Genomic DNA, 21,088 nt, shown 5'->3' with positions numbered 1-21,088 from the left:
GCACCGAGGCCGAGGCCCGGCGCGACGGGCACGTCGCCGCCGCGGCGTACGGCCTGCGCCAGCGGCTGCGCGCCGGCCTGGACGCCCTGCAGGTCCCGGTCGAGGACGTCCCGGGCGCCCTGGACCGCCCCGACGGCATCGGGGAGTCCGCGGGCGTGCTGCTCGACGCGTTCTGCCGCCGGGTCGCCGAGACCGGCGCGGAGGACGAGGTGTGGCTCCTGCTCACCCTCGTGCTCGGCGAGTTCCCCGACGAGGCGACCGTGCTGGCCACCCGCCGCCGGGTCGTCACCGGCACCCCGGCCGAGACCGCGGTGTTCCTGCTGTCCACGGCGACCGCCACGCGCGGCGCCCGGCCGGACCTCGGCACCAACGCGGTCGTGCTCCAGGACACCGTGCTGGTCGACGTCGACTTCTGCGCCACCAGCGAGCACCACACCGGCATCCAGCGCGTGGTCCGCGAGACCGTGCCGCTGTGGGCGGTCCACCACCCGCTCGTCCTCACCGGCTGGTGGTCCGACCGCCCGGCGTACCGGCCGCTGCTGCCGCACGAGGTGTCCCGGGTCGTGGAGTGGGGCGGCCGCCCGTCGTCCTACCGCGAGCCGGTCGACGCCGCGCAGCCGGACGCGATGCTCGTCCCCTGGCGCTGCCACGTCGTGCTGCCGGAGACCCCGTCGCCCGACCGCAGCCCGGCCCTCGCCGCCCTCGGCCGGTGCTCCGGCAACCGGCTGTCGCTCGTCGGCTACGACTGCATCCCCCTGGTGAGCCCCGAGCTCGTCCACCCCGGCATGCCCGACCGCTTCATGGAGTACCTCACGGTGGTCAAGCACAGCCACGCCGTGGCGGGCATCTCCGCGTCCGCCACGGAGGAGTTCGCCGCCTTCGCCGACATGCTCGGCGCCCAGGGCCTGGACGGTCCCGTGGTGAGCGAGGTGTCGCTGCCCGAGGCGCGCCCGGCCGGGCAGGCCACCACCGGCGAGGCGACGTCGCTGGGCCGCGAGCACCCGGACGGCCCGCTCGTGGTGTGCATCGGCAGCTTCGAGCCCCGCAAGAACCAGGTGAGCGTGCTCCTGGCCGCCGAGCGGCTCTGGCGCGAGGGGCTGCGGTTCCGGCTGCGGTTCATCGGCGGCGGCGGCTACCGCACCGAGTTCGACGACCTGCTCGCCCGGCTGCGCGCGGCCGGGCGCTCGGTCGACGTCCTCGTCCAGGCCAGCGACGAGGACCTGCTCGCCTCCTACGAGCAGGCGAGGTTCACGGTGTTCGTCAGCTTCCACGAGGGCTACGGCCTGCCCGTGACGGAGTCCCTGGCGCACGGCACGCCCGTGCTCACCACCTCCTACGGCAGCACGGCCGAGATCGCGGCGCTGGGCGGCTGCCTGGTCGCCGACCCCCGCGACCACGAGGACGTCCGCGCCCAGATGCACCGGCTGCTCACCGACGACGCCCTCGTGGCCCGGCTCCAGGATGAGTCCGCCGCGCGGCCGCCCACGAGCTGGGACCGCTACGCCGAGGACACCTGGCGCGTCCTCGTCGAGGAGGTGCAGCCGTGAGCCGGCTGCGGGGCGTCCTGTCCCGCGCCGCCTCCGGCGCGGGCGTGCTCGCCGGCCTGCCGGCCCCGGCCCCGCTGGAGGCGGTCGTCCACGGCCGGCTCACCGAGCGGCTCGCTCTGCTCGACGAGGTGCTCCACGGCGGGACCGAGCCGGACCCCGACAGCGACGCCGTCCGGGCACGCCTGGTCGCCTCGCTCGTCCCCTCGCGGCCGGACCTGCTGTGGCTGGTCGTCGCCGTGGTCGGAGCCCGGCTCCCGCAGAGCGCCGAGGTGGAGCGGCTGCTGCGCGAGCTCGTGCTCGACGGCGCCTCGGCCACCCTGGACCGGGTGCTGCGCGAGCACGCCCTGGACTTCTCGCGGGCCCGCGGCCGGCGGGTCCGGGTCGTCACCGGCACCCTCGTCGACGTCCACCACACCAGCCGCACGGGCATGGCGACCGGCATCCAGCGGGTCTCCCGCGAGCTGGTCCGCCGCTGGGACGCCGAGCCCGACCACGAGGTCGTCCTCGTCGGCTGGAGCGACGGCCTGGACTCCCTGCGCCTGCTGGCGCCCGCCGAGCGGCGGACCGCCCTGGGCGAGCGCACCCCGGCCGACCCCTCCCCCGCCGACGCGCACCTGCAGGCCGACGAGGACGAGGTCGTCGTGCCGTGGGGGGCCCGGTACGTGCTCCCGGAGCTGGCGCTGGAACCCGAGCGGACCTCGCGGCTGCGGGCGATGGCGCGCTGGAGCGGGACCCGCTGCTCGGCGATCGGGTTCGACTGCGTCCCCATCACGTCCTCGGAGACGACCGACGTCATGGTGAGCGAGCACTTCGCCAACAACCTCGCCGCGCTGCGCCACTTCGACCACGTGGTGGCCATCTCGGAGTCCGCGGCGCGGGAGTACCGGGGCTGGTGCCGGATGCTGTCGGCGATCGGCGAGCCCGGGCCCCGGGTCGACGCCTGCCTCCTGCCCGCCCACGTCGGTGACGTGGACGACGAGACGCTGGAGACCACCCGGCGCCGGATGACGGTCGGGGCGCTGCCGATGGTGCTGTGCGTGGGCACCCACGAGCCCCGCAAGAACCACCTCGCCGTGCTGCAGGCGGCCGAGCGCGCCTGGCGCGACGGCATGCGCTTCACCCTGGCCTTCGTCGGCGGCAACGCGTGGAACTCGGGGGGCTTCGTCGCCGAGCTCGGGCGGCTGCAGCAGGCGGGGCGCCCGGTGGAGAACTTCACCGTCGTCGACGACGACATGCTGTGGTCGGCCTTCCGGCTGGCCCGGTTCATGGTGTTCCCCTCGCTCAACGAGGGCTTCGGGCTGCCGGTGGCCGAGTGCCTGGCGGCGGGCACCCCGGTGCTCACCAGCGGGCACGGCAGCCTGGCGGAGATCGCCGCCGGCGGCGGTGCCCTCACCATCGACCCGCGCGACGACGACGCGCTCGCCGCGGCGTTCGCCCGCATGGTCCGCGACGACTCCCTGGTGGCGCGCCTGCGCCGCGAGGCGGTCGCCCGGGCGCCCCGGACGTGGGAGGACTACGCCGGCGAGATCTGGGACATCCTGGGAGATCGGACACAGCATGGCGACGACAGAGAACCTGAGACGGACATCAGCCGTGCCGTCTGACCGGGTGCTCGACAGCCCGGCCCGGCGGCGGGCGGCGCGCACCGCGTCGCTCGCGGTGCTGCCGCTGGAGACCGTCGGACCGGACCCGGGCTTCGTCGGCGGCCTGCGCTCGGCCGTCCGTGGCGTCGTGGAGTACCGCGAGATGCTCGGCCTGCTCGTCCGCCGGGAGCTCAAGGCCCGGTACAAGGACTCCTCGCTCGGCTTCCTGTGGAGCCTGCTGCGGCCGCTGACGACCCTGATCGTCTACTACGTCGCGATCGGCAAGTTCCTCCAGGCCGAGCGGAACACCCCCGAGTTCGCCATCTACCTGTTCTCCGGGCTCACCATCTGGATGCTGTTCCAGGAGATCATCGCCTCGGGCACGGGGTCCATCCTCGGCAACGCCGGCCTCATCAAGAAGGTGTACCTGCCGCGCGAGGTGTTCCCCCTCGCAGCCGTCGGGTCGTCGCTGTTCAACTTCGTCACCCAGCTGGCCATCCTCCTGGCCGCGGTCGTCCTCACCGGGTTCCCGACGGGCGAGCGGTGGCTGTACGCCCCGATGTCGCTGCTCATCGTCCTCACCTGGGGCCTGGGCCTGTCGCTCATGCTGTCGGCGCTCAACGTGTACCTGCGCGACGTGCAGTACCTCGTGGAGATCGTCCTGATGACGCTGTTCTGGGCTTCCCCCGTCGTCTACCCGTGGAAGTTCGTCGCGGACGCGCTGCCGGGGTGGGCGGAGCAGATCTACCTCGCGAACCCGGTGACCGCCGCGGTGCTGGGCATGCAGAAGACGTTCTGGCTCGCCGGGGACACCGCTGGCGAGAACGGGAGCATGGCCCTGTTCCCTGCCGACCACCTCACCCGGATGGGGATCATGGTGCTCGTCGGGCTCGTCCTCATCGTGGTCGGCCAGCGCGTGTTCGCCCGGCTGCAGGCCGACTTCGCCCAGGAGCTGTGATGACCACTCCCCTCGTCACCCCCGCCGGCGGTGGCAGCGGCAGCGCCGCCGCGCCCGAGGACGTCACCGTCATCGAGGTCGCCGGGGTCTCCAAGCGCTTCGTCATCCACAAGGACAAGTCGCTCAAGGAGCGGGTGGTCAACGCCGCCCGGTCCCGCCGCCACCGCGAGGACTTCTGGGCCCTGCGCGACGTCGACCTGTCCATCCAGGCCGGCTCGACGGTCGGGCTCATCGGCCCGAACGGCGCCGGCAAGTCCACGCTGCTCAAGACCATCGGCGGGATCCTCCAGCCGTCGTCCGGCACGGTGCGCCGGCGGGGCCGGCTCGCGGCGCTGCTCGAGCTCGGGGCAGGGTTCCACCCCGACCTCACCGGCCGCGAGAACGTCTACCTCAACGCCTCGATCCTCGGCCTGTCGACCGCCCAGACCGACGGGTTCTTCGACGAGATCGTCGCGTTCAGCGGCATCGAGGAGTTCATCGACACCCAGGTGAAGTTCTACTCCTCCGGCATGTACGTCCGGCTGGCGTTCTCGGTCGCCGTCCACGTCGACCCGGACGTCCTGCTCGTGGACGAGGTGCTGGCGGTGGGCGACGAGCCGTTCCAGCGCAAGTGCATGGACCGGATCCGGCGCTTCCAGGCCGACGGCCGGACGATCGTCCTCGTCACGCACGCCCTGGACCAGGTCGTCGACGTCTGCGACCGGGCGGTCGTGCTCGAGCACGGCGTCATCGCCTTCGACGGCGCCCCGGCGGACGCCACCCGCTACCTGCGCGGGGAGTACGTCGCCCAGGACGAGGCCAACCTGGAGGCCGCGCGCGAGCGGGCCGCCGAGACCGAGGAGGCGCCGCGGACAGCGGGCGCCCGCGTCGTGTCGGTGCGGGTCCTGGACCGCGAGGGGTACCAGCTGCAGGAGGCCAGCAGCGGCGACCCGGTGACGTTCGAGGTCACGCTCGACGTGCCGTCGCGCTCCGACGACCTCGTCGTCGGCGTCGGGCTCGCCACCCTGAGCGGCCAGGGCCTGTGGGGCACGAACACCAAGCTCATGGGTCGCCGGTTTTCCGTCGACGCCGGGCGCAGCACCGTGCGGCTGGACGTCGCCGCGCTGCACGTGGGCACGGGGCAGTACGAGGTCCACGGCGCGGTCGCCGCCTGGGACGGGCCCGAGGTGGACCGGCTCGCGCGCGGGCAGATCATCACCGTCGACGGGCCCGAGGCCTCCGCCGGGATCCTCGGGATCGAGCCCCGCACCGTCGTCGTCGAGCACGCCTGAGCGCGCCGGCCGGCCCTGCGCGGGCCGGTCCGGCGCGTCACCTACCCACCCGGCCCCGTGGCGCCGCTCAGGGGTAGCGCAGCAGCGACCGGGAGAGGTACTCCGGGCTGGACGCCAGCGCCGACGGGACCGTGAGGTCCCCGTCGCCCGTGCCGACGAGCCGGGGCAGGTGCACCTGGGCGCCGGGGTCGGGCGCCCGGCCGAGCAGCACGCCGTAGTAGGAGCCCAGGCGGCGCTGCCCCGCCTCGGAGCTGCCGGCGATGCCGAGCGCGACGCCCTGGCGACCGCGCGGACCGAGCAGCCCGGACCAGTAGTCCTGCTCCGCCCCCGAGGCGCCCCGGCCCAGCGTGGTGCGGTACAGCCGGTCGACCCACGCGCGGGGGTCGCCGCCGCTGCGCACCCAGGCCTCCTCCGAGGCCAGGACCGCGGACTGCAGGGCGGGCACGCTGCCCTGGGCGCGGAACTGCGCGATCCAGCCCTGGATCTCGCCCTCGACCGGGGTACGGCCCAGCGCCTGCTGGTAGACACCGACGACGACGGACTGGCCGCGCTCCTGGGAGCGGGCGACCTCGAGCGCGACGGAGGCGGGCGTGCGGCCTCCCGTGATCTCCGCGGTCCGGGCGCTGGTCTCGGCGGCGGTCGCGGGCCGGCCCAGCAGGTCGACGTAGAGCGACTGCACGACGGCCCGGGCGGCGGTGGTGCTCACGTAGCCGGGGAAGGAGAACCAGTCGCTCTTCAGCCCGAGCTTGATGCGGACCTCGTTGCCGGTGAAGGTGCGCCGGGTGCCGCCGGAGACCACGGCCACCTCGAGCACGCGCCCCCCGTCGACCCCCAGGCCGTTGCGCCGCGTGACGACGATGTCGTCGACGGCGCCGGTGCCCAGCCGCGCCGCGACGTCCGCCATGCCGAACGACGTCGTCCACGTGCGGTTGGGGTTGAGCGAGACCGCGTCGCCGAGGTCCTGCACCGCGGGGAACGCCCCGCCGGCCGTCCAGCCCCCGGTGGAGGAGGAGAACTCGGTGCGGGAGACCGACCCGCCGGCCCCGCGCCGGACGAGGCCGGCGCTGGCGGCGACCGCCGCGTCGGTGCGCGGGTCCTCGAGCGTGGTGACGGCGCCGGAGGTCTGCGACTGCGTGAACGCGCCGCCGTAGACCTGGCACGCGGTGGTGTCGCACGTGGTGGCGTAGGAGGAGAAGGTGGCGGACAGGGCGTAGCTGCGCGCGGCGACCGACTGGGCCTGCAGGGCCTGGGCCCCGCGGCCTCCCCCGAGCGACGCCCACGACGCCGAGGACTCCCGCGGCACGACGCCGCGCAGGTACTGCTCGACCGGCAGCTGGTTGACCACGACCATGCGCGAGGAGGACTCCGCGAAGCGGACGTTGCCGCGATAGCCGCGGACCTGGCCCGCCTCGCAGACCCGGACGACCCCGTCGGAGGAGGTGACGGTCGTGCCGGCCGGGTGGGTGCCGGCCTCGGTCCACGGTCCGCCGCAGCCCGGCCCGGTCCGCACCCGCAGGGTGCCGGCGCCGTTGCGCTCCACCAGGACCGCGAGCGTGCCGGTGCGGGCGCCGCCGACGGTGAGACCGGGGGCCATGACCGCGACGGTCCCGCCGCGCAGGGCGGTGAGCTCGACGCCGATCGGCAGGTCCGGGATCCGGTCGGCGCGGGTGCCGCCGTAGTAGTGGTCGAGGATCTGCGCGCTGGACCAGCCGTGGTCCACCGCGTAGCCGAGGGCGCCGTACTGGCCCATGCCGCGGCCGTGACCCCAGCCGTGCCCGACGACCGACAGCGTCGCCGCCGCGACCTGCACGTCGGCGCGGGCGGCCTGGAGGTCGTCACCGGTGGTCGCGTTCCCGGTGGTCACCGGCGGGAGGACACCGGGCCGTGCCGGGGCGGCGAGCGCCGGCGTGGCCCCCAGGAGCGGGACCGTGAGCGCGAGCGCCGCGAGCCACGGCACGACCCGGCGCATCAGGGCTGCGCCTTGAGGAAGTACTCCTGGCTGACCATGGCCGACATCCTCATGAACTCGTCACCTCGCTGGAGCACCGTCGACTCCCAGTAGGCCCGCTCCGACGCGGCGGCGGGCCGTCCGAGCCACTGACGGTACGCCCGGTCCACCCGGTTGCGGGCGCTCTCCGGCGAACCGTAGATGCTCGAGATGACGGCGGCGCGGCCGCTGGTGCGCAGCTGCCCGGTCCAGAAGGTGATGTCGCTGCTGCTGGCCTGCCGCGACAGGGCGCGGGAGTAGAGGTTGCCGACGAAGCCGCCGTCGGTGCCGCCCGCGCGCTGGTAGAACTCGGCGCTGTCCATGAAGGTCGGACGGATGGCGTCGAGCCCGACCTTGCCCGTGGCCAGCCGGTCCAGCCAGAACGCCATGCCGCTCGCGTCGGGGGTGCGGCCGAGCACGTCGACGTAGGCGCCGGTGATGTAGCGGCGGCGGTACTCCTCGGAGCCGGTGAAGCCGTCGGCCGCCTTCCAGCGGTCCGCGCGGGCGATCGGCACCCAGAAGTCGACCTCGGATCCACCGGGGACACGGCCGAGCAGGTGGCCGTAGACCGACGCCACGTAGCTGGACAGCTGGGTGACCACCCCGGCCTCGGCGCGGATGGCCCCGAGCTGGGAGTAGAGGTTGCGGCCCGGGCAGGCGGTCAGGCCCACGTCGCGGTGCCCGAGCACGACCGGCACGGTGACCTGGGCACCGTCGGCGTAGCGGGAGGTGCCACCGCCGGCGGACGTCAGCGTCGTGGTGCCGGCGGCGTTGCGGCCGTAGCGGGCGAGCTTCCAGCCGACGACGCGGGTGATGGCCTGCACGAGGGCCGGCGGCGCGGCCACCTCCTCGTAGTTGCCCATGGCAGAGACGCCGAAGGTCTCGTTGTTGAAGCCGCCGGAGTGCGCGCCGCGGACGGCCTTGTCGATCCCGCCGTAGCGGCCCTCGTACACGGTGCCGAACTTGTCGACGAGGACGTTGTAGCCGACGTCGCACCAACCCAGGGACTGCGTGTGGTAGGCGTAGATGCCCCGGACGATCCCGGCGCTCTGGGCGGCGGTGTAGTTGTTCGTGCCGGCGGTGTGGTGGACCACGGCGGCCTTGACGGTGCTGGAGAACGAGGGCGTGCAGGTCCGCAGGCTCTCCTGCGCGCCCCACTGGGCGCGGGAGACGACGGCCGGCTGAGAGCTGGCGGCCGAGGCGCCGGACAGCGGCACCGTGCCGACGTCGGTGCCCGTGCCGTCGTCCTCGCCCGGGTCGATGGTGACGACCTCGAGCTCGGGTGCCGAGGGGACGGTGCCGTCGACGCTGACCTGGACGGCGTCGGCGCCGGCGGTGACGAAGGGGTCGGTGCCCGCGGTGGCGGAGGCCCGCTCGTACTCCTCGGTGCCGGCGTCGGGGCCCTCGTCGTTGGTGGCGAGCGGCTGCCACGCCGACCAGGTGCCGGACTCGCGGACCCGCACCCGCAGGTCGACGGGGTCGCCGGCGGCCGGGTCCCAGGTCAGGCCCAGCACGGTGAAGTCGTCGGTCTCGATGACGCCGGTCTGCAGCTCGCCACCGGTCGAGGTGGCGGCCAGCGGCTCGGCCGCGGTGCCGGCGGCCTCGGCGGCCTCGCGGACGGAGGCCTCCGACGCGGACAGCGGGCGCCAGGCCTGCCCGGCGAGGACGGTGCGCTCGACGCGCGGCGCGACCGCCGCGGGACCCGCCGGGAGGGACACGACGTCGCCGAGCAGGAAGCCGGCGAGGAGCAGGGGCGTGAGGACAGCGGTCGTCCGCTTCATGAGGAGTCTCCAGGTCGGTCTGCGGGCGGAACCCGGTCGAGCCGGGTCAGTGTGCCTGACGCTCAGTGGTGGCCGGTCAGCAGCCGGTAGGCACCCCACCCCCATCGGGCGCGCTGCTCGGGGACTTGAGCGGTCCACCGGCGGGGCCCCCGGGTGTCGGCGACGACCTCGTCCACCTGGGCCAAATGCGGGACACCCGGCCCCCCGTGAGCCACCATCATCACGTCGTGACACCCACGTCACCGAGAGAGAGCGCAGGACCGTGACCATGTCCTTCCCCCGCACTGCCCGCACCGCCGCCGGCGGCCTCACCGGGGCCGTCCTGGCCCTCGGCCTCGCGCTCGCCGGGGTGGCCCCCGCGAGCGCCGTCCCGCTGGACTGCAGCGGCGTCACCGACGGGCGCAGCGCCGTCGACAGGCTGCCCAAGCAGGGCGCCGTCGTGCCCCTCTACGACGCCGACGCCGAAGAGGTCTACTACGAGCTGGTCGGGGTCGACGAGGACAAGGTCCCGTACTACCTCAGCCTCACCGGCCTGCCGGACACCGTGGAGGTCGTCGGCCTCTGGGAGAACAGCACGGCCTGCGACGGCGACGACTTCAGCCGCAACGCCTGGGTCGCCACCCCCGGGGGCGCCGTCTACGCCGACGGCGACACCTACGGCGGCGCGCCCGCCAACTACTTCGGTGGGGCCAACACCCTGCCGCTGCAGCGCCCCGTGGTGGGCCTCAGCGCCACGGGCACGGGCGACGGGTACTGGCTGGTCGCCGCCGACGGCGGCATCTTCACCTTCGGCGACGCCCGGTTCTTCGGCTCCACCGGGAACATCCGCCTCAACCGTCCCGTCGTCGGGATGAGCACCACGCCCAGCGGCAACGGCTACTGGATGGTCGCCAGCGACGGCGGCATCTTCACCTTCGGCGACGCGGTGTTCCGCGGGTCGGCGGGCGCCATCCGCCTCAACGAGCCGATCATCGGCATGGTGGCCACGCCCACCGGCAACGGGTACTGGCTGGTCGCCGAGGACGGCGGCGTCTTCACCTACGGCGACGCGGTGTTCCGCGGCTCGCTCGGCGGCGAGGGCATCGACGTCCCCGCCGTGGGCCTGGTGCCGGCCGGCGACGGCTACGTCATCTTCACCGCCGACGGGGGCAGCTACGCCTTCTGATCCCGACGGGTCCTGACCGACGCCCCCGGCCGTACCCGCGGCCGGGGGCGTCGGCACGCCCTGGCGCCCCCGGACCCTGGACGCCCGGGACCCCCGGGTGCACCCTGGGGCGGCTGCCCGAGGGGAGCGCGGACGACGGGGTCGCGCCGGTGCAGCACCAGGGGGACCACATGGGACGACCGACCCGCCACCTGCTCGCGGCCGCGGCTGCTCTGGCGCTGCTCGCGCCGGCCGGCGCGGTCCAGGCCGGCACGGGGCCCGCAGGCGCAGCCGTCACGCTGACGGGGGCCGCGGCCCCGCGTGACGACGACGTCCTCACCGTCGGCGAGACGCTGCTCCCCGGGGACGCGCTCGTCTCCCCCGACGGTCGCTGGCGGCTCGCGGTGGCAGCGGACGGGGCGTTCTTCGTCGAGCGCGGGACCTGGCTGCGACCCGAGGACCGCACGCTGCGCGTCGCAGACCCCAGCGTCCTCCGCTACACGCTCCAGGAGGACGGGAACCTGGTGGTGATCTACCAGGACCGCGCCCCGGAGGGGTACGGCTCGGACGGCACCGGGACGACGTCGGTGCGGCTGGGTGACGACGGGGCGCTGTCCTTCGCCGACGCGGGCGGCACCGTCGTCGAACGGGTGCCCAGGGTGACGGACACCCGGTACTACGGGACGCCCCCCGGAGCCCTCGCACGGGGGGACGTGCTGCTGCCCGGCGAGGTGGCGTCGGACGACGCAGGGGACTCGCGGCTCGTCATGCAGACCGACGGCAACCTCGTCCTGTACCGGGCGGGCGTCGCGCTGTGGTCGAGCGGGACCTGGGGCAACCCCGGGGCCGGCCTGGTGTTCCAGGAGGACGACAACGTCGTCGTCTACTCCTCCGAGGGGACCGGCCGTAGGCCGCTCTTCAGCACCCGGACGGACGACGCGCAGTCGGGCGGCGTGCAGTCCCGAGGAGGACGCACACAGCCCTCCCTCCTCCAGGCCAGCCTCGTGGTGAGGTCGGGCTCGGTCGAGGTGCAACGTCTCATCGGCGTCTGCTGCCGCACCGAGGGCAGGCCGACCGTCATCGACTTCCTCGTCGAGACCGCGTGGGCGAGCGACTGGTCCTCCGACCGGGTGGCCCCCGGGGACGCCCTGCGCATCGGCGACCGACGGACCTCCCCCGACGGCAGTTGCACGCTGGTCATGCAGGGCGACCGCAACCTCGTGCAGTACTGCGACGGCGCCGCCGTCTGGGCCAGCGGCGTCCCGCGCGTCCTCACCGACGACGTGTGGTTCGACGTGCGGGCCGACATGCAGCAGGACGGGAACCTGGTCGTGTACCAGCTGGGCACCCCGCGGGACGGTGAGCGCCCGGGCTGGAACACCGGTACCCGCACCCCCGGCAGCACGCTCGTCCTGCAGGACGACCGCAACGTCGTCCTGTACGCCCCCGGCGGGCGCCCGACGTGGAGCACCAGGACCGGGCGGCTGTGATGACCAGGGCGGGCACGCGGTCCGGGGTCGCCGTCGCGCTCGGCGTCCTCCTCGGGCTGCTGCCCGCCCTCGCGGTCCCGACGGTGGCGGCGACCGGTGCACCGGCCCGGCCAGGCGTCGTCCGTGCCGGCAGCTCCGACGCCCCTCGGGTGGACGACGTGCTGACCGTCGGCGAGCGGCTGGACATCGGCGACGCGCTGGTCTCACCGAACGGCCGCTACCGCCTGGAGGTGCTGCCGCTCCTCGGCGCGACGTTCACCGAGCGGGACAGCTGGCTGGGACCAGGTCGGGAGGCCCGGCTCGTGCGCACCACCGACGCCGTGGAGGTCGCTCTCGTCCTCACCGACGACGGGCTCTACACCGTGCTGCCCGGGGGGACCAGCAACTACACGGGCATACCCAGCCGAGGAGCGACGTCGGCCCGGCTGCAGGACGACGGCAACCTCGTCGTCCTGGACGGCAGCGGGCGCGTCATCGGGTCGAGCCGCACCGACAAGGACTCCCTCGTCGAGCGCGGAGACGTCCTGCTGCCCGGCGAGGTCCTGCGGGGCACGGACGGGACCACGCGGCTGGTGATGCAGACCGACGGCAACCTCGTCCTGTACCGCGGCGGGGCAGCCGTGTGGGCGAGCGGGAGCGACGGGCACCCGGGCGCCGGGGCTGTCTTCCAGCAGGACGGCAACCTCGTCGTGCACTCCTCCGCCGAGGCCGGCCGCGCCCCGCTGTTCGACACGGGCACGCACGGGGCGTTCGAGCAGGGCACGACGCTGACCCAGCCCCGGGGGGCGGACGACCACCCCGTGCTGGGCGCCCGGCTGCGGGTGGACGCGGGCTCGTTCTCCCTGCTCCGCATCATCAGCGTCTGCTGCCGGGCGCCCAAGGGGGCAGGGCTCCCCGACCCCTACCCGGAGGTCGCGTGGGCGAGCGACTGGTCGCAGGGCAGGGTGCTTCCCGGCGACGAGATGCTGGTCGGCGACCGTCGCCGCTCCCCCGACGGCCGCTGCAGCGTGGTCATGCAGGGCGACCGCAACCTGGTCCTCTACTGCGACGGGGCCGCCGTCTGGGCCAGCGGCGTCCGGGCGGTGTGCGACCTCGACGACTGGTTCGTGGTCCGGACCGTCCTGCAGGACGACGGCAACCTCGTCACCTACCACCTCTGCGGCTTCTCCCAGGGCGAGCGAGCCGGCTGGGACACCGGGACGCGCACGCCGGGCAGCACGCTCGTGGTCCAGGACGACCGCAACCTCGTCCTCTACGCACCCGGCGGGCGGGCGACGTGGAGCGCGCGGACGGGACGGCTGTAGCGGCCACGCAGTCGTGGGGAGTTGGGGCGAACGCCGGACAGGTGCGGCCCCGCCGGGCAGGCTGACCCGGTCCGGGCACCGTGCCCGCACCTGACCTCGAGGACCTCGTTGATGCGTCGTGCCCTGGCCGCCCTGGCGGCCGCTGCTACCTGTGCCCTGCTCGCCGGTGGGGTGGTAGCGACGCCCGCCACGGCTGCGCCCCTCAATTGCTCCACCTACGACGACCGGAGCGCCACCGACCGGGCACCTCGCCCCGGGGTCGTGGTCCCGGACGTCTACAGCTTCGCCACGTACTACGACCTCGTCGGCATCGATGACGACGGTGAACCCACGTCCCTCTATATCGGTGGTCTTCCCTACGACCAGAAGACCGTCGCGGTGTGGGAGAACGCCACGGACTGCTATGGCTACGACTCCTCACGCAACGCCTGGGCCGTGGCCCCGAACGGCCGGATCTACTCCAGCGGTGCGGACTTCTCGGGCCCTCGGGCCAACAACTACGGCGACGCGAGCAGCCTGCCGCTGCAGCGCCCGATCGTCGGCATGAGCGCCACCGCTACCGGTGAGGGCTACTGGCTGGTCGCCAGCGACGGCGGCATCTTCACCTACGGCGACGCCCGGTTCCACGGCTCGACCGGGAACCTGCGCCTCAACAAGCCCATCGTGGGGATGAGCGTCACCCCGACCGGCAACGGCTACTGGCTCGTCGCCAGCGACGGCGGGATCTTCGCCTTCGGCGACGCGCAGTTCCACGGCTCCACGGGCAACCTTCGACTCAACAAGCCGATCAGCGGCATGACGGTCACCCCGTCCGGTAACGGCTACTGGATGGTGGCCAGCGACGGCGGCGTCTTCACCTTCGGCGACGCCCAGTTCCGGGGCTCCGCCGGCTCGTACAACCTCGCGGCGCCGATAGCCGGGATGCTCACGCGCGGCGCCGGCTACCTGCTGCTGGGGCAGGACGGCCAGATCTACAGCTTCGGCTGAGCACTCACGGCCTGCCGGCCGGGACCGTGTCCCGGCCGGCAGACCCGCAGCCGGCGGCACTCCGCACCAGGGTGCAACCCCAGGCGGCCGCCAGGCGTAGCACCAGCGGACGGGCAGAGCCGCCCGCCCCCGCGGGCCTCCGCGGCGGCAGAGGGGACCACACCATGCACGGACGAGCACGACCGGCGCTGCGGACCGCAGCGCTCGCAGCAGGCCTGGCGCTGACCGCCGCCGGCCTGACCACCGCAGGCCTGACCACCGCCCCGGCGGCGTCGGCCGCACGGGTCGACACGCTCCTGACCACCGGGGAGCGCCTCGAGCAGGGCGACAGCCTCGTCAGCCCGGACGGGCGGACCCGGCTCCAGCTGGACACCTTCGGCGGGCTGTCGCTCGTCGACGCAGGCATCGGCGCGCAGACCACCAACCCGTACGTCGTCCGCACGTACGTGGCCGAGAACGCTCCTCGGGACGTCGACCACGTCGTGCTGCAGGGGGACGGGAACCTCGTCGGGTACGACGCCGCGGGCCAGGCCGTCGTCAGCTTCGGCACCCAGGGCAGCGACGCCACCGCGGTGCGGGTGCAGGACGACCGCAACGTCGTCTTCACCGGGGACGGCGGGCGGGTCGTGGCGCACGAGGCGACACACCGCCACGACGCCGTCCAGCGCACCGACTTCCTGCTGCCCGGGGACTCCGTTGTGGGCCAGGGGGGCGGCAGCCGGCTCCTCATGCAGACCGACGGCAACCTCGTGCTCTACCGCGGCAGCGTCCCGCTCTGGAGCTCGCGAACGCAGGGCAACCCCGGGGCGTTCGCCGTGCTCCAGGGCGACGGCAACCTCGTCGTCCACACCTCCGCCGAGCAGGGACGACGGGTCCTCTGGTACTCCGACACATACGCGCCGCTGTCCTACCCGCTGCGCCTCGTGGTGGAGGCCACCGAGATCACGGTGGAGTTCGACGACACGGGCTTCCCGCGCCACGCCCTGTGGGCCAGCGGCTGGCTGGGCGACCGGCTCTCCGCCGCCCAGTCCTTCGCCTCGTTCGAGAAGCGCACCTCCCGGGGCGGCGGGTGCCGGGTGTTCGTCAACGGCGCGGTGGCCGTCTTCTGCGGTGACGGCACGTCCTGGGCCCTGCCGGCCGGGCGGCCCGGGCTGCCGGAGGGGGCGCGGGAGGAGCTGCGCATGCAGGCCGACGGCAACCTGGTCGCCTACCGGTTCCGGTTCGAGACAGGCCGGGCGCCCCGGGTCCTCTTCGCCTCCGGGACCTCCGTCCCGGGCAGCGTCATGGTCGTGCAGGACGACGCCAACCTCGTCGTGTACCGGCCCGACGGACGGCCGGCCTGGAGCTACCTGACCGGCCGCACCGGCTGACCAGCACCCCGCACCAGCACCCGTCCCGGCCCTGTGCCGGGGCGGGTGCTCGCGCGTGGGGCGAGGGGCCGCCGCAGCAGCTGTAACCGCGGGCGGACCTCGTGCGTAGAGCAGGTGAGGGGCGAGCACGCCCCCGCCACCGCAGCACCGCGGTCGACACGAGGGGACACACCATGAGGGGACGCACCACCAGGGGGACGACGTCGCGGCGGCTGACGGCGCTCGCGGCCGGGACGGTCCTGCTGGCCGCCGGGCTCGCCACCGCCCCCGCGGCCAGCGCGGACCGGCTCGACACGCTCCTCACCGTCGGGGAACGCCTCGAGCGCGGCGACAGCCTCGCCACCGCCGACGGTCGCATCAGGCTCCAGCTCGACCACGTGGGCGGCCTCAAGCTGATCGACCGCGGCGCGGGAGCCGGCTACCCGGTCGAGCACGTGGTCCGGGACTACACGGGCCCGCGCACGGTGTCGTACGTGGTGCTGCAGGGCGACGGCAACCTGGTCGGCTACGACGCCGCCGGCACCGCCGTCGTCGACTTCCAGACCCAGGGCTCCGGAGCCGTGGCGGTGCGCGTGCAGGAGGACCGCAACGTCGTCTTCACCGACGGGGCGGGCCGTCCCGTGGCGAGCCAGGACACCCAGCGCAGGCTGAACGTCCTCGAGGAGGACTTCCTCGTGGCCGGCGACACCGTGCTCGGGGAGCGGCAGGCCTCCCGGCTCGTCATGCAGGGCGACGGCAACCTCGTGCTCTACCGGGGCAGCGCCCCGCTGTGGAGCTCCGAGACCCAGGGCAACCCGGGGGCCTACGCCGTCATGCAGTCCGACGGCAACCTCGTCGTCTACTCCGCGCCCGCGAGCGGACCTCGCCGCGCGCTGTTCGACACCGGCACCGGCTTCGTCTCCTCCGAGGACCAGGTCGAGCTCGTCGTGGAGGACACCGAGATCTCGGTCGAGGTGAGGTACGGCCTCAGCGGCCCCCACTACCCGGTCTGGGCCAGCGGCTGGGCCTCCGACCGGGTGCTCGCCGGCGACGAGCTGGACGAGGGCGACATGCGCACGTCGCGGGACGGCAGCTGCCTGCTCTTCGCCGGCCAGGAGGGGCTGGTCCAGGTGTGCGACGACGAGCCCGTCTGGTTGTCGTCCCTGGGTGTCGCGACCCGGCCCGGGGCTGTCGGCGTCACCCGGATGCAGGCCGACGGCAACCTCGTCCACTACCGGTTCACCGACGGCGCCTCCCAGCCGTCCGACGTGACGTTCCAGTCCGGGACCTCGACGCCCGGCAGCTCGATGGTCGTGCAGGGCGACGGCAACGTCGTCGTGGTCGGCCCTGACGGCCGCCCCACCTGGAGCCACCTGACCGGTCGGATCCGCTGACGCCCCTGCACCACCCGCACCCGTCCCGGTCCTCGACCGGGGCGGGTGCTCGTGCGTCCGGGCAGGGCGGCGTGCACGGTGACCGGCCGCCCGGAGGCTGTAACCGCGGCGAGCCCTCGTGCGTAGAGCAGGTGAGGGGCGAGGACGCCCCCGCCACCGCGGCACCGCGGTCAGACAAGGGGACAGACCATGAGGGGACGCACCACCAGGGGGACCCACCGGGGCGGCCGGACCACGCTGCGGCGCCTGACAGCCGTGGCGACGGGGACCGTGCTGCTGGCCACCGGGCTCGCCACCGCACCCGCCGCGAGCGCCGACCGGCTCGACACCCTCCTCACCGTCGGGGAACGGCTCGAGCGCGGCGACAGCCTCGCCACCGCCGACGGCCGGATCAGGCTCCAGCTCGACCACGTCGGCGGGCTGAAGCTCGTCGACCGCGGCGCAGGTGCGGGTTATCCGGGCGAGCGCGTGGTCCGGGACTACACCACCAACCAGCACACGGTGAGGTACGTGGAGCTCGAGGCCGACGGCACCCTGGTCGGCTACGACGACGGCGGCTCCCGGGTCGTCGAGGAGGCACGCGGGTCCGGAGCGGTCGCCGTGCGCGTGCAGGACGACCGGAACATGGTCTACACCGACACCGCGGGGCGCCCCGTCTTCAGCACGGACTCGCACCGCAACCTGCACGTCTTCCAGGAGGACTTCCTCGTCGCAGGCGACACGGTGCTCGGGGAGCGCCAGGCTTCCCGGCTCGTCATGCAGGCCGACGGCAACCTCGTGCTGTACCGCGGCCAGACGCCCCTGTGGAGCAGCGAGACCTCGGGCAACCCGGGAGCGTTCGCGGTCATGCAGGGCGACGGCAACCTCGTCGTCTACTCCGCCCCCGCCAGCGGGCCGCGCCGCGCGCTGTTCGACACCGGGTCCGGCTTCGCGAACGAGGGTGACCACGTCGAGCTCGTCGTCGAGGACACCGAGGTGTCCGTGAAGATCCGGTACGGCAGGAGCGGCGCCTTCTACCCCATGTGGTCCAGCGGCCGGAGCTCGGACCGCGTGGCCGCCGGCGACGAGCTCGACGAGGGCGACATCCGTGTCTCTCCGGACGGCCGGTGCGTGCTGTTCACCACGCAGGTGGGCTTCGGCGTGGGGTGCGGGGAGGACGGCTACGCCACGACCTCACCGACGGTCGCGACCCGCGCCGGCGCGCTCGGGGTGACCCGGATGCAGTCCGACGGCAACCTCGTCAGCTACCGGTTCCCGGCAGGCGGCTCGCAGCCCTCGGACGTCCCGTTCCACACGGGTACCTCGACGCCGGGCAGCTTCCTCGTGGTCCAGGACGACGGGAACGCCGTCGTCGTCGGTCCCGACGGCCGCCCGACCTGGAGCCTCCTGACCGGCCGCATCAGCTGACGGTCCGCGCAGGCGGCCGGCAACCGGGCCGGCAGGTCCTCAGCCCCTGAGGACCTGCCGGCCCATCACCATCCGCTGGATCTGGTTCGTCCCCTCGTAGATCTGCGTGATCTTCGCGTCGCGCATCATCCGCTCGACGGGGTGGTCGCTGACGTACCCGGCGCCGCCGAGCAGCTGGACGGCGTCGGTCGTCACCTCCATCGCCACGTCGGAGGCGAAGCACTTGGCAGCCGCGCCGAAGAACGTGAGGTCCGGGTCGTCCCGCTGGCTCTTGGCGGCCGCGACGTACACGAGCTGTCGGGCGGCCTCGAGCTTCATGGCCATGTCAGCGAGCATGAACTGCACGCCCTGGAACTCCGCGACGGCCCGGCCGAACTGACGGCGCTCCTTGACGTAGGCGGTGGCGTGGTCCAGCGCCCCCTGGGCGAGGCCGACGGCCTGCGCGCCGATGGTGATGCGGGTGTGGTCGAGCGTCCGAAGCGCGATCTTCAAGCCCTGGCCGGGCGCGCCGACCATGCGGTCGCCGGGGATGCGGCAGCCGTCGAACACCATCTCCCGCGTCGGGCTGCCCTTGATGCCCAGCTTGCGCTCCTTGGCGCCGAACGTGAGCCCCTCGTCGCCCTTCTCCACGACGAACGCGCTGATCCCGCGGGACCCGGCGTCGGGGTCGGTCACCGCCATCACCGTGTAGAACTCGCTGACGCCGGCGTTGGTGATCCACGACTTCTGCCCGTCGAGCACCCAGCCGTCCCCGTCCGGGCGCGCGCGGGTGCGCATCGACGCGGTGTCGCTGCCCGCCTCCCGCTCGGACAGGCCGTAGCTGAACCCCTCCCCCGCGGCCAGGCGCGGCAGGTACCGCGCCTTGATGTCGTCGGACCCGGCGAGGACCACCGGCATGGAGCCGAGCTTGTTGACGGCGGGGATGAGGGAGCTGGACCCGCAGGCGCGCGCCACCTCCTCGATGACGAGGCACACCTCCAGCGCGCCGGCCCCGACCCCGTCGTACTCCTCCGGCACGTGCGCGGCGTGAAGGTCGGCGGCCACCAGGGCCTCCAGGGCCTCCTGCGGGAAGCGCGCGTCGCGGTCCACCTCGGCGGCGAAGGGGGCGATCTTGTCGCGCGCCACGGCGCGCACGGCCTGGACGAGCTCGCGCTGGTCCTCGGTCAGGGTGTAGGCGTCGTTGCTCACCCTCGGATGGTACGACCGCACAGCGCGTGGGGTTACCGGCCGGTAACCACCCGGGTGACGCAGCGCACGGGGGTCGGCGCTCTCCGCTCCGGTAGCGTCCGTGCACGTGCGTATCTCTGTGATCGGTTGCGGCTACCTCGGCGCTGTCCACGCCGCCTGCATGGCGGAGCTCGGCCACGACGTGGTCGGCATCGACGTCGACGAGGCGAAGGTGGCGCTGCTCAGCGACTCCAAGGCCCCGTTCTTCGAGCCCGGGCTCCCGGAGCTCCTCGAGAAGGTGATGCCGACCGGCCGTCTCCGGTTCACCACCGACATGTCCGAGGTCGCCGGCGCGCAGGTGCACTTCGTCTGCGTCGGCACCCCCCAGCGCAAGGGCGAGTACGCGGCGGACCTCCGCTACGTCGACTCCGCCGTGGACGCCCTGGCCCCGTACCTCGAGGGGACCGCCGAGGCCCCGGCCCTGGTCGTCGGCAAGTCGACCGTCCCCGTCGGCACCGCGGCCCGCCTGGCCGAGCGCGTCGCCGAGCTGGCCCCGGCCGGCAGCCGCACCATCCTCGCCTGGAACCCCGAGTTCCTCCGCGAGGGCTTCGCCGTCAAGGACACCCTGACCCCCGACCGCTTCGTCTACGGCCTGCCCGCGGGCGAGGACGGCCCCGTCGCCAAGGCTCTGCTCGACGAGGTCTACGCCACCCCGCTGTCGACCGGCACCCCGCTCGTCACGACGGACTACCCGACCGCCGAGCTGGTCAAGGTGGCCGCGAACTCGTTCCTCGCCACCAAGATCTCGTTCATCAACGCCATGGCCGAGGTCTGCGAGAAGGTCGACGCCGACGTGGTGGCGCTGGCCGACGCGATCGGCCACGACGCCCGGATCGGCCGCCGGTTCCTCAACGCCGGCGTCGGCTTCGGCGGCGGTTGCCTGCCCAAGGACATCCGCGCCTTCATGGCCCGGGCCGGGGAGCTCGGCGCCGACCAGGCCCTGACCTTCCTGCGCGAGGTCGACGACATCAACATGCGCCGCCGCGCCCGCATGGTCGAGATGACCCGCGAGGCGTGCGAGGGCTCGCTGCTCGGCCGCCGCGTCGCGGTGCTCGGTGCGGCGTTCAAGCCCAACAGCGACGACATCCGCGACTCCCCCGCCCTGAGCGTCTCCGCCCAGCTGCGGCTGCAGGGCGCGCACGTCACCGTGTACGACCCCGAGGCGATGGACAACGCCCGCAAGATCTGGCCGGAGCTGCGCTTCGGCACGGACGTCGCGGACACCATCGAGGGCGCCGACGTCGTGCTCATGCTCACCGAGTGGGACGAGTTCCTGGCCCTGGACCCGGAGCAGACCGGCAAGCAGGTCCGCCAGCGCCGCATCCTCGACGGGCGCAACGCCCTGGACCCCGCCGCCTGGCGGGCCGCCGGGTGGACCTACCGCGCCATGGGCCGTCCGCGGGCCTGAGCCGCCGGACCGACACACAGGACGAGGGCGGCGCGCAGCCCGGGGTAGACCCCCCGGGCTCGCGCACCGCCTACCGTGACCCCGTGGCCGACACCCCGTACCGCGACGACGACCCCACCCGGCAGATGCGCCGGCCGGGGCCGCTGCGCTCGCCGCAGACCGGCCGCCCGACCGTGCCCGGGCTCGGCGCCCAGCGCCCCCAGCAGGCCCCGCAGCAGCCCCGTCCCGCCTCGCAGGGCCGGACCGGGCCG

15 protein-coding genes are annotated in these 21,088 nt (G+C 74.0%); 12 read left to right on the top strand and 3 right to left on the bottom strand.

Features of this window, described 5'->3' with window-relative positions; all coding sequences use genetic code 11:
- The 4 genes from WCS02_RS06665 to WCS02_RS06650 form a co-directional block, all read left to right on the top strand.
- The coding region (locus WCS02_RS06665) for a glycosyltransferase (RefSeq protein ID WP_340291252.1) at positions 1-1,547 on the top strand (1,547 nt) is incomplete at its 5' end.
- On the top strand, positions 1,544-3,151 hold the full coding sequence (locus tag WCS02_RS06660) for a glycosyltransferase (RefSeq protein WP_340291251.1): 1,608 nt from the start codon (positions 1,544-1,546) through the stop codon (positions 3,149-3,151). The genes WCS02_RS06665 and WCS02_RS06660, both read left to right, overlap by 4 nt.
- Positions 3,141-4,088: an ABC transporter permease gene (locus tag WCS02_RS06655; protein WP_340291250.1), complete on the top strand. Its 948-nt coding sequence runs from the start codon at positions 3,141-3,143 to the stop codon at positions 4,086-4,088. The genes WCS02_RS06660 and WCS02_RS06655 overlap by 11 nt, the downstream gene beginning before the upstream one ends.
- A complete protein-coding gene (locus WCS02_RS06650) occupies positions 4,088-5,359 on the top strand; it encodes an ABC transporter ATP-binding protein (protein WP_340291249.1) in 1,272 nt (423 codons plus the stop codon). The genes WCS02_RS06655 and WCS02_RS06650 overlap by 1 nt, the downstream gene beginning before the upstream one ends.
- A 67-nt stretch (positions 5,360-5,426) precedes the next feature.
- Here the strand turns inward: WCS02_RS06650 and WCS02_RS06645 are convergent, their stop codons facing one another.
- Both WCS02_RS06645 and WCS02_RS06640 read right to left on the bottom strand, forming a co-directional pair.
- On the bottom strand, positions 5,427-7,328 hold the full coding sequence (locus WCS02_RS06645) for a SpoIID/LytB domain-containing protein (RefSeq protein WP_340291247.1): 1,902 nt from the start codon (positions 7,326-7,328) through the stop codon (positions 5,427-5,429).
- Positions 7,328-9,127 carry a DUF4214 domain-containing protein gene (locus WCS02_RS06640; protein ID WP_340291245.1) on the bottom strand — a complete coding sequence of 600 codons (1,800 nt, stop codon included), beginning with the start codon at positions 9,125-9,127 and terminating at the stop codon, positions 7,328-7,330. Before WCS02_RS06640 ends, WCS02_RS06645 begins: the two co-directional genes overlap by 1 nt.
- A 268-nt stretch (positions 9,128-9,395) precedes the next feature.
- Here WCS02_RS06640 and WCS02_RS06635 point away from each other — a divergent pair, with 268 nt between their 5' ends.
- The 7 genes from WCS02_RS06635 to WCS02_RS06605 all read left to right on the top strand — a co-directional run bounded on the left by WCS02_RS06635 (position 9,396) and on the right by WCS02_RS06605 (position 18,202).
- On the top strand, positions 9,396-10,292 hold the full coding sequence (locus WCS02_RS06635) for a hypothetical protein (protein WP_340291243.1): 897 nt from the start codon (positions 9,396-9,398) through the stop codon (positions 10,290-10,292).
- 170 nt (positions 10,293-10,462) lie between these two features.
- Positions 10,463-11,761: a hypothetical protein gene (locus WCS02_RS06630; protein ID WP_340291241.1), complete on the top strand. Its 1,299-nt coding sequence runs from the start codon at positions 10,463-10,465 to the stop codon at positions 11,759-11,761.
- Complete coding sequence (locus WCS02_RS06625) at positions 11,761-13,065, top strand: hypothetical protein (RefSeq protein ID WP_340291239.1); 1,305 nt, start codon at positions 11,761-11,763, stop codon at positions 13,063-13,065. The genes WCS02_RS06630 and WCS02_RS06625 overlap by 1 nt, the downstream gene beginning before the upstream one ends.
- A gap of 111 nt (positions 13,066-13,176) precedes the next feature.
- Positions 13,177-14,052: a hypothetical protein gene (locus WCS02_RS06620; protein WP_340291237.1), complete on the top strand. Its 876-nt coding sequence runs from the start codon at positions 13,177-13,179 to the stop codon at positions 14,050-14,052.
- Positions 14,053-14,216: 164 nt separating this feature from the next.
- Positions 14,217-15,422, top strand: coding sequence for a hypothetical protein (locus tag WCS02_RS06615; RefSeq protein WP_340291235.1), 1,206 nt, complete (start codon positions 14,217-14,219; stop codon positions 15,420-15,422).
- A gap of 173 nt (positions 15,423-15,595) precedes the next feature.
- Positions 15,596-16,795, top strand: a complete 1,200-nt coding sequence (locus tag WCS02_RS06610; protein WP_340291233.1) for a hypothetical protein — start codon at positions 15,596-15,598, stop codon at positions 16,793-16,795.
- Positions 16,796-16,984: 189 nt separating this feature from the next.
- Positions 16,985-18,202, top strand: a complete 1,218-nt coding sequence (locus WCS02_RS06605) for a hypothetical protein (protein ID WP_340291232.1) — start codon at positions 16,985-16,987, stop codon at positions 18,200-18,202.
- Positions 18,203-18,241: 39 nt separating this feature from the next.
- Here WCS02_RS06605 and WCS02_RS06600 read toward each other — a convergent pair whose 3' ends face one another.
- Complete coding sequence (locus tag WCS02_RS06600; protein WP_340291230.1) at positions 18,242-19,390, bottom strand: acyl-CoA dehydrogenase family protein; 1,149 nt, start codon at positions 19,388-19,390, stop codon at positions 18,242-18,244.
- Positions 19,391-19,496: 106 nt separating this feature from the next.
- On the opposite strand from WCS02_RS06600, the gene WCS02_RS06595 reads away from it, so the two are divergent.
- Positions 19,497-20,837: a UDP-glucose dehydrogenase family protein gene (locus WCS02_RS06595; protein ID WP_340291228.1), complete on the top strand. Its 1,341-nt coding sequence runs from the start codon at positions 19,497-19,499 to the stop codon at positions 20,835-20,837.
- Positions 20,838-21,088 lie beyond the last annotated feature (251 nt).

It is taken from the genome of Aquipuribacter hungaricus (genome assembly GCF_037860755.1).
GTDB lineage: Bacteria > Actinomycetota > Actinomycetes > Actinomycetales > JBBAYJ01 > Aquipuribacter > Aquipuribacter hungaricus.
Note: the sequence above shows the minus strand (reverse complement) of the source record. Positions and strands in the feature narration are given on the sequence as shown.